This window comes from Paraburkholderia sprentiae WSM5005, from assembly GCF_001865575.2.
GTDB lineage: Bacteria > Pseudomonadota > Gammaproteobacteria > Burkholderiales > Burkholderiaceae > Paraburkholderia > Paraburkholderia sprentiae.
The window spans coordinates 1,631,822-1,644,952 of sequence record NZ_CP017562.2 but is presented as its reverse complement, the minus strand read 5'-3'; the positions used below and the strand labels follow the sequence as shown (position 1 = coordinate 1,644,952).

Here is a 13,131-nt window from a genome sequence, read left to right as displayed (position 1 = left end):
TCGAGCCGGCCGTCAGCCACACGAAAACCGACGGACAACCCGATCGCAACTATTTCGAACCTACGTCAAATCACGCGCTCTTCTGACCGATCTCGTGATTCGCCAGCACTTCGAGCGCGCGCACCATCGCCGAATGGTCCCACGCCTTGCCGCCGTGCGCGACGCACGCGTTGAACAGCGCCTGGCAGGTGGCGGTGTTCGGCAGCGACACACCGAGCGCCTGCGCGGTCGACAGCGCGAGATTCAGGTCCTTCTGGTGCAGTTCGATGCGGAAGCCCGGATCGAACGTGCGCTTGGTCATGCGCTCGCCGTGCACTTCGAGAATGCGCGACGATGCGAAGCCGCCCATCAGCGCCTCACGCACGCGCGCCGCATCGACGCCCGCCTTCGACGCGAGCAGCAGCGCTTCGCCGACCGCCTCGATGGTCGCCGCGACGATCACCTGGTTGGCGACCTTGCACACCTGACCCGCGCCGACCGCGCCGATCAGCGTGACGTTCTTGCCCATCATGTCGAACAGGGGCTTCACACTGTCGAACGTGGCCTGTTCGCCGCCCACCATGATGGTCAGCGAACCGGCCTTCGCGCCGACTTCGCCGCCCGACACCGGTGCGTCGAGATAATCGGCGCCGCTTTCGCGCACGCGCGCGGCGAAGTCGCGGGTGGCCATCGGCGAGATCGAGCTCATGTCGACGACGGTCTGGCCGGCGCGCAGCGCGCTCGCGAGGCCGTTCTCGCCGAACAGCACGCGTTCCACATCCGGCGTGTCCGGCACCATGATGAAGATCACGTCCGCGTGCGCGGCGACCGCGGCGGGGTTCTCGCATGCGACAGCGCCCGCCTGCGTGAGCTCGGCGGGCACGCCGCTCCGCGTGAACGCTGCGAGCGACACGCCGTTTTTCAGAAGGTTGGCGGCCATGGGCTTGCCCATGATGCCGAGTCCGATAAAGCCTGCTTTTTTCATGGAATGCTCCGAAGATGTCGTGGCGGCCGCGTCAAGCCTCTCCCGCCTGTTTCTGCATGAAGTGTTTCTGCGCCGCCTGCGCGGCGCCCTTGAGCAGCCCGAGATCCGCGCAGACCGCGACGACGCGCGCGCCCATCGACAGATAACGTTCCGCGTCGGCCTGCACCGGCGCGAGAATGCCGCTCGACTTGCCGGCCGCCTGCGCGCGCTCGAACACATGCGCGATCGCCTGCTGCACGTCCGGATGGCTCGCGTTGCCGAGCTGGCCATACGAGGCCGCGAGGTCGGACGGGCCGATGAAGACCGCATCGATGCCGTCCACCGCGAGGATATTGTCGATATTCTCGACCGCCTTGCGGCTTTCGATCTGCGGGATCACGCAGACGTTGTCGTTGGCGATCGCGAAGTAGTCGGGCACGGTGCCATAGCGGTTGCCGCGATGGCCGACCGACACGCCGCGGACGCCCTGCGGCGGGTAGCGCGTCGATGCGACCGCCCGGCCCGCGTCGTCGGCGCTGTCCACGAAGGGCACGAGGAAGTTCGAGAAGCCGCTGTCGAGAAAGCGTTTGATCACGACGCTGTCGTTAGCCGGTGGTCGGACGACCGGCGCGCTGCCGCTGTCCTTGAGCGCCATCAGTTGGGGAATCAGCGTGAGCACGTCGTTGGGCGCGTGCTCGGCGTCCAGCAGCATCCAGTCGAAGCCGACTGTGCCCAGCAGTTCAGTGGCGATCGGGCTGGCGAGCGACGCCCAGCAGCCGATCTGGGTCTTTCCCTCGCGCACCGCGCGCCGGAAGCGGTTGGGCAGGGATTCGTAAGGCGTGACGGCGGGCATGCGGTATCTCCTCGAACTGCGATGGATCGGGAAAAGCTGCGACAATGCCAAAGCTGCGCAAAATGCGAGGTTATAAGTCGTCGTATGACTAGCGGCAGATTAGCACTGCCCGCCTCGGTTGTAACGGGCGCGTATACCCGAATGTCCCTGTCCGACAAGCGTTTCCGGTTGCATAGAGCACCCGCAATGTTGTAGGATGACCTATATCTTTAGCCTTCATTCAAGGGAAGCCAAAAATGCCCATTACCGGCGAAATGCTGATCGGTCGCAAAGCAGTGCGCGGCGAAGAAAAACCGCTGCGCGCGTTCAATCCTGCCACGGGTTCCGAGATTGCCGAGCCGGTGTTCGGCAGCGGCACCGTCGCGAACGTCGAGCAGGCCTGCGCGCTCGCGCAACAGGCGTTCGACGCCTATCGTCAACTGCCGCTCGCCGTGCGCGCCGAGTTTCTGGATCGTATCGCGGACGGCATCACCGCGCTCGGCGACGAACTGATCGAACGCGCGCAGGCTGAATCGGGCCTGCCGAAGGCGCGTCTGGAAGGCGAACGCGGCCGCACCACCGGCCAGCTCAAGCTGTTCGCGCAAACCGTGCGCGCGGGCCAGTGGCTCAACGCGACGCTCGATTCGCTGCTGCCGGAGCGCAAGCCGCTGCCGCGCTCGGATCTGCGCATGCAAAAGATCGCGCTCGGCCCGGTCGCCGTGTTCGGCGCGAGCAACTTTCCGCTCGCATTTTCGGTGGCGGGCGGCGACACCGCCGCGGCGCTGGCCGCGGGCTGCCCGGTCGTCGTCAAGGCGCACCGCGCGCACCTCGGCACGTCGGAGCTGGTTGGCCGTGTGATCCAGCGGGTCGCGCAGGAAATGGATCTGCCTGAAGGCGTGTTCTCGATGATCGTCGGCGCGGGCAACTCCGTCGGCGAGGCGTTGGTGGCGCACCCGGCCATCAAGGCGGTCGGTTTCACCGGTTCGCGCGCGGGCGGCACGTCGCTGATGCGTGTCGCGGCGGCGCGTGCGGAGCCGATCCCGGTTTACGCGGAAATGAGCAGCATCAACCCGGTGTTCTTGCTGCCGAACGCTCTGACGGCACGCGGCGACAGCATCGCGCGCGGTTTCGTCGACTCGCTCGTGCTCGGCGCAGGCCAGTTCTGCACGAACCCTGGTCTCGCCATCGCGATCGACAGCGACGCGCTGAAGGGCTTCGTCGCCACGGCATCGGAAGCGCTCGCCGCGAAGCCGGCGCAGACCATGCTGACCTCGGGCATCCACGCCGCGTATGAAGAGGGCGAAGGCAAGCTGGCCGCGACCAAGGGCGTCGAGGTCGTGGCACGCGGCGTCGCCGCGAGCGGGCCGACCCAGGCTTGCGCGGCGCTGTTCGTGACCGATGCGCAGACGTTCCTCGCGAACCCGGCGCTCGAAGACGAAGTGTTCGGCCCGGTGTCGACGATCATCCGCTGCAAGGACGAGCAGGAAATGCTGAAGGTCGCCGAGCACTTCGCCGGCCAGCTGACCGCGACGCTGCTGATGGATAGCGCCGATGTCGCGGCTGCGAAGAAGTTGGTGCCGATTCTCGAGCGCAAGGCCGGCCGGATTCTGGTCAATGGCTTCCCGACCGGCGTCGAAGTGTGCCACGCGATGGTCCACGGCGGCCCGTTCCCGGCAACGTCGGACAGCCGCGCGACCTCGGTCGGCACGACGTCGATCGACCGCTTCCTGCGCCCGGTCTGCTATCAGGATTTCCCGGCCGAACTGCTGCCGCAAACGCTGGCCGACGGCAACCCGCTGGAACTGTGGCGCCGTCGCGATGGCGAACTGACCCGCGGTTGATCGCGTGACGCCGTCCTGAACGGATGCGCGCCCGGGGCCGATCGACCGGGCGCGCATCGAAGTGAAGGGAAGGGCGCACGCAGGGGCAAAAAAAATGGCCGGGAGAGATTCCCGGCCCTTTTTTTGCCCGCAAGTTTCGCGAGAATCAGCTGTTCGCTTCGCTCACTTCGTTCGCGCGACGCAGCCGCTCACGACTATTCGACAGGTGCATGCGCATCGCCGCGCGCGCGCCTTCGGCGTCGTGCCGGCTGATCGCCTCGAGGATGCTTTCATGCTCGAGGTTCACGAGCGACAGATACGCGTCGGGATCGGCGCGCGCGATGCCAGCCGAGTCGAGCCGGTTACGCGGAATCAGCGCGCTGCCCATCTGCGAGAGGATGTCGACGAAGTAGCGGTTGCCCGTTGCACGCGCTACTGAAATGTGGAACTGCAGGTCGGCGTCCACGCTGTCGAGCCCGTTGTGACGCGTGGCTTCGATCGCGTCGAGCGCGGCACGCATGCGCGCGAGGTCGTCCGTCTTTGCGCGTTGCGCGGCGAGACCGGCGCATTCGGTTTCGAGGCTGATGCGCAGCTCCAGAATGGACAGCACGTCGCGCAGCGTGGTGGCGGGCACCATGTCGATGCCGAGCTTTTCGCGCTGCGGCTCGAGCACGAAGCTGCCGATACCGTGCCGCGTCTCGATGACCTTGGCCGCCTGCAGGCGTGAGATCGCCTCGCGAATCACCGTGCGGCTCACACTGAGTGTGCTCATCAGTTGCGATTCGGTCGGCAGTTTGTCGCCCGGCTTCAGCAAGTTGGCCGCGATCTGCTCGGTGACGTAGTTGACGACGAACTCCGCAAGATTGCGAGCGCGTCGTGGCGGTGCCGCGGATGCTAGTGGTGTAGCCATCGAAAACGCTCCTTGTTTGAAAGATCGCTGAGGTCCTGCAGTTTTATTATATCGTCGTCTGACGACTGATTATATAAGCGCCGGATCGTCTCCGGCGCAAATGTCGCGACGACCGAGCCCGTCGCCGGCTTACACCGGGCGCAACTCGACGCGCCGGATGTCCTTGACGATCACCAGATAGCTGATCACGGTCATCAGCGCGTTCGCGCCGACGAACACCAGCGCGCCATTGAACGAGCCCGTGCGCGCGACGAGATAACCGATCACGATCGGCGTCACGATACCGGCGACGTTACCGAACATGTTGAAGATCCCGCCGGACAAGCCGAGCGCTTCCTTCGGCGACGTATCGGCGACCACCGCCCAGCCGAGCGCGCCGATGCCCTTGCCGAAGAACGCGAGCGACATCAGCGCGACGACGATCCAGTCGGTCGACACATAGTTGCAGCCGATGATGCAGGTCGACAGCAGCATGCCGCCGACGATCGGCACCTTGCGCGCGACGGTCAGCGAACAGCCGCGGCGGATCAGACCGTCCGACAGCACGCCGCCGAGCACCCCGCCGAGAAAGCCGCAGATTGCCGGCAGCGAGGCCACGAGGCCCGCGTGCAGGATCGTCATGCCGCGCGCCTGCACGAGGTAGATCGGAAACCACGTCAGGAAGAAGTAGGTCAGCACGTTGATGCAATACTGCGCGAGATAGATGCCTAGCAGCATGCGGTTGCCGAGCAACTGACGCACGAGCGTCCAGCCGCCGGCCTTCGCAACGTCGTCCGGGCCCGTCTTGCGCGCACCGTTGACGAGGCCGCCGCCTTGCTCGATGTACTCGAGTTCGGCGCGCGACACGCGCGGATGGTCGGCCGGATTCTTCATGACTTTCAGCCACGTCAGCGCAAGCACCAGCCCGGCCACGCCCATCACGACGTAGACCATTTCCCACCCGAACGCGTGCGTGAGCCACGCCATCAACGGCGTGAAGACGACCGCGGCGAAGTATTGCGCGGCGTTGAAGATCGCCGACGCGGTGCCGCGCTCGTTGGTCGGGAACCAGCTCGCGACGACCTTCGCGTTCGCCGGAAACGCCGGCGACTCGGCCGCGCCCATCACGAAACGCAGCACGAACAGCCCGGTGACGGCCGCACCGGCGCTGCCGAGCAGGCCGACCGAGCTCTGCGCGAGCGTGAACAGCGACCACGAGAAGATGCTCGCCGCGTACACACGACGAGCGCCGAAACGGTCGAGCAGCCAGCCGGCCGGCAGTTGCGACAGCACGTAAGCCCAGCTGAATGCGGAAAAGATGTAACCCATGCGGATCGCGTCGAGGCTGAACGCGGTGCGCATCGCGGAACCGGTGACGGACAGCGTCGCGCGGTCGGCATAGTTGAGGGTGGTGATCACGAAGATCAGCAGCAGGATCCCGTAGCGGACCTTGGTGCGTGCCGCGCTAGAAGCGGCGTCGGTGGAACTGGCCGTGCGGCTCAAGTCCATGGGTCATCTCCTGATAGTCGGGTGAGCGGTGGTCTGCGCGCCGGGCGGCCCGCAGACCACCTGCCTGTCGTTCACATGCATAAACGCCCGGCGACGTTGCCGTGCCGGGCGTTCGCCGCGGGGCCGTCTATGCGGCCCTCATCGATGAGGCTCGCGAGCTTGTACGCTCGAAGCCGCGGCGCCGGTGCCTTACTGCGGTCCGAGCTTTTTGATCAGCGCGTCGAGCTGTTCCATTTCTTCCGCAGTCAGATCGGTCAGCGGAGCGCGCACCGGGCCTGCGTCGTGGCCGACCAGCTTCGCGCCGGCCTTGACGATGCTGACCGCGTAGCCAGCACGGCGGTTGCGGATCTTCAGGTACGGCAGGAAGAATTCGTCGATCAGCTTGCCGACCGTCGCGTGGTCGTCAGCGGCGATCGCACGGTAGAAGTCCATCGCGGTCTTCGGGATGAAGTTGAACACGGCCGACGAGTACACCGGCACGCCCAGCGCCTTGTAGGCGGCGGCATAGACTTCCGCGGTCGGCAGACCGCCGAGGTAGGAGAAGCGCTCGCCGAGGCGGCGGCGGATCGTCACCATGTTTTCGATCTCGCCCACGCCGTCCTTGAAGCCGATCAGGTTCGGGCAACGCTCGGCCAGACGCTCGAGCATGTCGGCGTTGAGCTTGGAGTTCGCGCGGTTGTAGATGATCACGCCCATGTTGGGCACCGACTTGCAGACCTCTTCGGCGTGCTCGGCGATACCGTCCTGGCATGCTTCGGTCAGGTAGTGCGGCATCAGCAGGATGCCGTGCGCGCCGAGGCGCTGGGCTTCCTTCGCGTAGGCGATCGCCACGCGGGTCGGGCCGCCGGCGCCGGCGAGGATCGGAACCTTGCCCCTGCACACTTCGACGGCGGTGCGCACGACTTGCGTGTAGTCGTCTTGCGTCAGCGAGAAGAATTCGCCCGTGCCGCCGGCGACGAACAGCGCCGAAGCGCCGTACGGAGCGAGCCATTCGAGGCGCTCTGCGTAAGTGTCGGCGCGGAAATCGCCGTTAGCGTCGAAGTCGGTGACGGGGAAGGACAGGAGGCCTTCCGAAACGATCTGCTTGAGTTCCTGCGGTGTCGTCATGTTCAAATATCCAAGGCGTCGGATTGGGTCGTTAGTCGGATCCAACCAGTACAACGGACGTCGTACTAGCAGAAATTTTTGGAAAATCAGATTTCTTATACGTCATCGTACAACAACGAATCCGGTAACTCAACGGGGTTTTGACGGCATAATGCAACGTATAGGGTAAATACCGAACATCCGGGCCAAGTCTGACGTTGTAGGATGACGTATGATTGCCGGCGAAGCAGACTCATCCCGCCTTAAGGATCGATCAATGGAACAAACTCCGCTCTACATACGCGTTCATCCCAATGACAATGTTGCGATCGTCGTCAACGACGGCGGTCTGGGCGAGGGCGCGGTATTTGCCGATGGCCTGAGGCTGCGCGAGCGTGTGCCGCAGGGCCACAAGGTCGCGCTGGCCGATCTCGCCGAGGGCGACGAGGTCATCCGCTATAACGTCGTGATCGGCTATGCGCTCAAGCCGCTGCCGAAGGGCAGCTGGATCAACGAGCACGTGATCCGCATGCCGAGCCCGCCGGAACTCGAAGACCTGCCGATCGCCACCATCAAAGCGCCGGACATGCCGCCGCTCGAAGGCTACACGTTCGAGGGTTACCGTAACTCGGACGGCTCGGTGGGCACGCGCAACATTCTCGCGATCACGACCACCGTGCAGTGCGTGGCCGACGTCGTGCAACACGCGGTCACGCGCATCAAGGCCGAGCTGCTGCCGAAATATCCGAATGTCGACGACGTCGTGAGCCTCGGTCACACCTACGGTTGCGGCGTCGCGATCGACGCGCCCGACGCGATGGTGCCCATCCGTACGGTGCGCAATATCGCGCTGAACCCGAACTTCGGCGGCGAAGTGATGATGGTGAGCCTCGGCTGCGAGAAGCTGCAGCCGGAGCGTCTGATGCCGCCGGGCACGATTCCGATCGCGGCGGCCGCGGTCGTCGACGACGTCGCCGACATCGGCGATGTCGCGCTGGACCAGAACGGCGACGTCGTGGTGTTGCAGGACGAATCGCATATCGGCTTCCAGTCGATGATCACGTCGATCATGAAGATGGCCGAGGGGCACCTGAAGCGCCTGAACAACCGCCGTCGCGAGACCTGTCCGGCGTCGGACCTGGTGATCGGCGTGCAATGCGGCGGCAGCGACGCGTTCTCGGGCCTGACCGCGAATCCGGCCGTCGGTTTCGCGACCGACCTGCTGGTGCGCGCCGGCGCGACCGTGATGTTCTCTGAAGTCACCGAAGTACGCGACGGCGTCGATCAGCTGACCGCGCGCGCCGCCAACGCGGACGTCGCGCAGGCGATCATCCGCGAAATGCAGTGGTACGACGATTACCTGAAGCGTGGCGGCGCGGACCGCAGCGCGAACACGACGCCCGGCAACAAGAAGGGCGGGCTGTCGAACATCGTCGAAAAGGCGATGGGCTCGATCATCAAGTCGGGCAACTCGGCGATCTCCGGGGTGCTGTCACCGGGCGAGAAGGTGCGCGACAAAGGCCTCATCTACGCGGCGACGCCAGCTAGCGACTTCATCTGCGGCACGCTGCAGGTCGCCTCGGGCATTACGCTGCACGTGTTCACGACCGGCCGCGGTACGCCGTACAGCCTCGCCGAAGTGCCGGTGATCAAGGTCGCGACGCGTTCCGATCTGGCGCGCCGCTGGCACGATCTGATGGACATCAACGCCGGCACGATCGCGACCGGCCAGTCCAGCATCGAAGAGGTGGGCTGGGAACTGTTCCGCCTGATGCTCGAAGTCGCGAGCGGCCGCCAGCAAACCTGCGCGGAAAAGCTCGGACTGCACAATGCGTTGACGCTCTTCAATCCGGCGCCGGTGACCTGATCAGGCACCTTGCCCCGTCCAGCCCGAGGCGAGCGCCGGTCCAACCGGCGCTCGCTTTTCTGTTCAGAAGACCCGATTGCAATCACAAAAGCAAAGAGACATGACCGATTTGAACGTTGACCGCTCCGCGGCAAAGAAACCTTTCCGCCGCCTGCTGCTCACCGGCGCCGCGGGCAACCTCGGCAAGCAGTTGCGTCCCGCGCTCGCGCAATGGGCCGACATCGTGCGCGTGTCCGATATAGCGTCGCTCGGCGAAGTCGCCGCGCACGAGGAAGCGTGCGTCGTCAATCTCGCCGGTGAAGCGGCCGTGCATGCGCTGCTCGAAGGCGTGGACGCGGTGGTGCATCTGGGCGGCATCTCCGTCGAAGCGCCGTTCGACGAGCTGCTCGAGGCGAACATCCGCGGCCTGTACAACCTGTACTCGGCCGCTCAGAAGCAAGGCGTGAAGCGCATCATCTACGCGAGCTCGAATCACGCGGTGGGTTTCCATCCGGTGACGTCGGTTCTCGATACGGAAGCGCCGCTGCGTCCGGACGGCCTGTACGGCGTGACGAAGTGCTTCGGCGAATCGCTGTCGCGCTACTACTTCGACCGTTTCGGCCTCGAAACCGTCTGTCTGCGGATCGGCTCGTCGTTCGAGAAGCCGAAGACCGCGCGCATGCTGGTCACGTATCTGAGCTACCGCGACTTCATCGAACTCGTGCGCTGTTCGCTGTTCACGAACCGCGTCGGCCACGCGATCGTCTACGGCGTGTCGAACAATCGCATCTCGTGGGTCGACAACACGAACGCGGCGTTCCTCGGCTACCGTCCGCAAGACAGTTCGGCGCAGTTCGAGCACCTGTTCCCGCCGAGTGCTCCCGACACGCGCTTCGACGATCCGACCCAGCTGTACCAGGGCGGCCCGTTCGTGCTCGCCGGGCCGATGGAGCCGAAGCGGGAGCCCAAACAATGAGCGCGAATCCGCAAGTGGAGCGGCTCGAAGCGGCCGGTCCGTCGCCGGCGGCCACGGGCGAAAGCCCAGTCTGGCGCGTGGCCGAGCAGGCGCTGTACTGGGTCGACATTCCGGCGAAAAAGATCGTGCGCGGCTCGCTCGCGACCGGCCAGCGCACCGAATGGCTGCTGCCGGAACAGGTCGCCTGTATCGCGTTCGATCACGCCGGCACCGTGCTCGCCGGTTGCGAGACCGGGTTGTTCGGGGTGACGCTCGCGGACGTGTCGAAAGCGGCGAGCGGCGAGCCGCTGACAGCGTCGCTGCGCAAGCTCGCGGCGCCCGAATTCCCGCACGGCGGCATGCGTTTCAACGACGGCCGCTGCGACCGGCAAGGGCGCTTCTGGGCCGGCACGATGGTCATGGACATGGCAGCGGCGATCCCGGGCGGCGCGCTGTACCGCTTCGACGAGAAGGGCGTACTGTCCGCGCCGGTGGTCGATTCGCTGATCACGCAGAACGGCCTCGGCTGGTCGCCGGACGGCACGACGATGTATCTGTCCGACTCCCATCCGCTGCGTCGGCTGATCTGGGCGTTCGACTACGACGTCGAGACCGCCGAGCCGCGCAATCGTCGCGTGTTCGCCGATCTGCATCACTATTCGGGCCGCCCGGACGGCGCTGCGGTCGATGCGGACGGCTGCTACTGGATCTGCGCGAACGACGCCGGGCTGCTGCTGCGTTTTACGCCGCAGGGCAAGCTGGACCGGCAGATTCCGGTGCCGGCCGTCAAGCCTGCGATGTGCGCGTTCGGCGGACGCGATCTCGATACGCTGTTCGTCACGTCGATTCGCCCGGCCAACGGTGCGAGCGAGCACGACGGCCATGTGTTCGCGCTGCGGCCGGGTGTGAGCGGGCTGCCTGAGCCGGAATTCGCGGGCCAACTGTAATATTGCTTACGTCAAGCATGCGCCGGGACGAAGTTCTTCTCCCGGCGTTGTCGTTTTTCGGCGCCGTTCGGACCGCCATCAATTTGTCACTCATCGTACAACGTGTGGTGTTAAAGCCACGACCGCATCTGTTCCTTCAGCGAAAAAACCACAGGTCCGCCGACCCCGCCGAATCCGCGTCCATCCAATGCCAGACGCGGCGGGCGCTCGGCGTCATGCCATGCCGGTCATAGCTACCGGCGGTTTTCTTGATGCGGGTAAATACCGTCTGTACAAGTTAAAACCCCTTTAATAGACTTCATATGTCGTCGTACAACATATGAGACCAAACAAACGGCTTTCTGTGTTCGTGTGACAGCGCGAAACGGCGGGTTTCGAGGTCCGACGTGCGGCTGTGCTCTGTGCCGCATGCATGTCCGGAGCCAGCCGGCGCGATTGAAGTAAGTAGTCGAGTCGTCGACTGGAGTGCTGGGTTATCTGTGCCGGGGAAGTCGCACAGCCAGTACGGCTAGCGCCCACGCCTGTGAACGGGATGAGTGCGAAGCCGGAGACGCGTCAAAACCATGTCACATCCGCTATCGATGGGATGGTCTATTTTTCAAGGAATGTCACGATGAACAAGAAGTTTGCCTCTTCCCGTGTTTCGATGATCGTCGCAGCGGCGGCGTTGGCGTTCAGCACGATGTCGGCTGAAGCGCGCGTGTTCCGCGTCGCCGATGTGCACGGCGACACCTTCCCGACGAACATGGCCGTGAAGTACATGGGCGAGGAGATCAGCAAGGCGACCAACGGCAAGGACTCCGTGAAGGTGTTCGGCAACAGCGCGCTCGGTTCGGAAAACGACACGATCGACCAGGTTCGTATCGGCGCGCTCGACATGGCGCGTGCCAACGGCGCTGCGTTCAACGAGATCGTGCCGGAATCGATGATCCCGTCCCTGCCGTTCCTGTTCCGCGACGTCGACCATTTCCGCAAGGTCATGTACGGCCCGGAAGGCCAGAAGATCCTCGACGCGTTCACGGCGAAGGGCATGATCGCGCTGACGTTCTACGAGAGCGGCGCACGCTCGATGTACGCGAAGAAGGCGATCAAATCGCCGGCTGACATGAAGGGCCTGAAGGTCCGCGTGCAGCCGTCCGACCTGATGGTCGACGAAATCAAGGCAATGGGCGGCACGCCGACCCCGATGCCGTTCTCGGAAGTCTATACGGGCCTGAAGACCGGCCTCGTCGACGGCGCCGAAAACAACCTGCCGTCGTACGATGAAACCAAGCACTTCGAAGTCGCTCAGATCTACTCGGAAACTCAGCATTCGATGACACCGGAAGTGCTGGTGTTCTCGAAGAAGGTGTGGGACACGCTGTCGCCGCAAGAGCAGCAGATCATCAAGAAGGCCGCGGCTGACTCGGTGCCTTACTACGAGAAGCTGTGGACCGCGCGCGAAGCCGACGCACAGAAGGCCGTCACGAAGGGTGGTGCAACGATCATCGCGGCGTCGCAGATCGACCGCGCGGCTTTCGTGAAGGTGATGCAGCCTGTGTGGGCGAAGTACGAAAAAACCCCGCAGATGAAGCAGATCGTCGACGAGATCCAGGCAATCAAGTAAGTCTCGCGTCCCGGACGCAATCAGCAATCGCAACGCTTGTCGCAGCAGCGGCGTGAAGGCTCCCGCGAGGAAACTCGCCAGACCTTCCGCCGCGCGATCTCGCGCGCGCGTTCAGATCGCGTCACAGCGGGACGGCTGAATGTCAAGCATAGGTCGGTCGTCAGCAAGGACAGGGTCATGAGTTTCCTGAAACGCCCCAATGATTTTCTTTTTCGCGTGCTGCTGGTCGTGGCGTCGCTTAGCCTCGCCACGCTTTGCCTGCTCGTGATTTATAGCGTGGTGATGCGCTACGTGTTTAACGATGCACCCGATTTCGTCGAGCCCATCGCATTGTTGCTGGTGATCCTGATCGCGATGTTCGGCGCCGCGCTGAAGGTTCGCGAGGGCGGTCACATCGGACTGGACTCGCTCGTCAAGAAATTGCCCGAGAAAGGCCAGGTGATCGCGAAAGGGATTCAGCACCTCTGCCTGATCGCTTTCGCGGTGGCGATTTTCATCGGTTGCTTCGAGATGGCGGAAACCACGATGGGCGACCGCATTCCGATCATCGGCGTGCCGGAAGGCGTGCGCTACTGCATCCCGATCTTCGCGAGCGTGTGCATCGCGTTGTTCTCGATCGAGCATCTGCTCGAGCTGTTCGCCTGCAATCCCAAGGTGCATACGCTCGAACTCTCCGCCACGGAACAAAAGTAGAACCA

General features: G+C 64.3%; 11 protein-coding genes. 6 read left to right on the top strand and 5 right to left on the bottom strand.

What is annotated here, in order from left to right; genetic code table 11:
- Positions 1 to 70: 70 nt before the first annotated feature.
- Together BJG93_RS24215 and garL are read right to left on the bottom strand one after the other, a co-directional pair.
- Positions 71 to 964, bottom strand: a complete 894-nt coding sequence (locus BJG93_RS24215) for a 2-hydroxy-3-oxopropionate reductase (RefSeq protein ID WP_027193885.1) — start codon at positions 962 to 964, stop codon at positions 71 to 73.
- A gap of 31 nt (positions 965 to 995) precedes the next feature.
- Positions 996 to 1,796 carry a 2-dehydro-3-deoxyglucarate aldolase gene (gene garL / locus BJG93_RS24210; RefSeq protein ID WP_027193884.1) on the bottom strand — a complete coding sequence of 267 codons (801 nt, stop codon included), beginning with the start codon at positions 1,794 to 1,796 and terminating at the stop codon, positions 996 to 998.
- Between the two features lie 236 nt (positions 1,797 to 2,032).
- Between garL and BJG93_RS24205 the strand changes: the two genes are divergently transcribed.
- A complete protein-coding gene (locus tag BJG93_RS24205; RefSeq protein ID WP_027193883.1) occupies positions 2,033 to 3,616 on the top strand; it encodes an aldehyde dehydrogenase (NADP(+)) in 1,584 nt (527 codons plus the stop codon).
- 145 nt (positions 3,617 to 3,761) lie between these two features.
- On the opposite strand, the gene BJG93_RS24200 is transcribed toward BJG93_RS24205, so the two are convergent.
- The 3 genes from BJG93_RS24200 to kdgD form a co-directional block, all read right to left on the bottom strand.
- Complete coding sequence (locus BJG93_RS24200) at positions 3,762 to 4,505, bottom strand: FadR/GntR family transcriptional regulator (RefSeq protein WP_027193882.1); 744 nt, start codon at positions 4,503 to 4,505, stop codon at positions 3,762 to 3,764.
- Positions 4,506 to 4,634: 129 nt separating this feature from the next.
- Positions 4,635 to 5,993 carry an MFS transporter gene (locus tag BJG93_RS24195; protein WP_027193881.1) on the bottom strand — a complete coding sequence of 453 codons (1,359 nt, stop codon included), beginning with the start codon at positions 5,991 to 5,993 and terminating at the stop codon, positions 4,635 to 4,637.
- Between the two features lie 189 nt (positions 5,994 to 6,182).
- Entirely contained in the window at positions 6,183 to 7,100 is a 918-nt protein-coding gene (gene kdgD / locus BJG93_RS24190) for a 5-dehydro-4-deoxyglucarate dehydratase (protein WP_027193880.1), read from the bottom strand.
- Between the two features lie 256 nt (positions 7,101 to 7,356).
- Between kdgD and garD the strand changes: the two genes are divergently transcribed.
- The 5 genes from garD to BJG93_RS24165 all read left to right on the top strand — a co-directional run bounded on the left by garD (position 7,357) and on the right by BJG93_RS24165 (position 13,126).
- Positions 7,357 to 8,946: a galactarate dehydratase gene (gene garD / locus BJG93_RS24185; protein ID WP_027193879.1), complete on the top strand. Its 1,590-nt coding sequence runs from the start codon at positions 7,357 to 7,359 to the stop codon at positions 8,944 to 8,946.
- A 100-nt stretch (positions 8,947 to 9,046) separates the two neighbouring features.
- The gene (locus BJG93_RS24180; RefSeq protein WP_027193878.1) at positions 9,047 to 9,901 is read left to right on the top strand and encodes an NAD-dependent epimerase/dehydratase family protein; all 855 of its coding nucleotides are present in this window, start codon (positions 9,047 to 9,049) and stop codon (positions 9,899 to 9,901) included.
- Positions 9,898 to 10,827 (top strand): SMP-30/gluconolactonase/LRE family protein, encoded by a 930-nt coding sequence (locus tag BJG93_RS24175; RefSeq protein WP_027193877.1) that lies wholly within the window; start codon positions 9,898 to 9,900, stop codon positions 10,825 to 10,827. The genes BJG93_RS24180 and BJG93_RS24175 overlap by 4 nt, the downstream gene beginning before the upstream one ends.
- Positions 10,828 to 11,440: 613 nt before the next feature.
- Positions 11,441 to 12,433, top strand: coding sequence for a TRAP transporter substrate-binding protein (locus BJG93_RS24170; RefSeq protein ID WP_027193876.1), 993 nt, complete (start codon positions 11,441 to 11,443; stop codon positions 12,431 to 12,433).
- A gap of 177 nt (positions 12,434 to 12,610) precedes the next feature.
- Entirely contained in the window at positions 12,611 to 13,126 is a 516-nt protein-coding gene (locus BJG93_RS24165) for a TRAP transporter small permease (RefSeq protein ID WP_034477276.1), read from the top strand.
- The last annotated feature ends 5 nt before the right edge of the window (positions 13,127 to 13,131 follow it).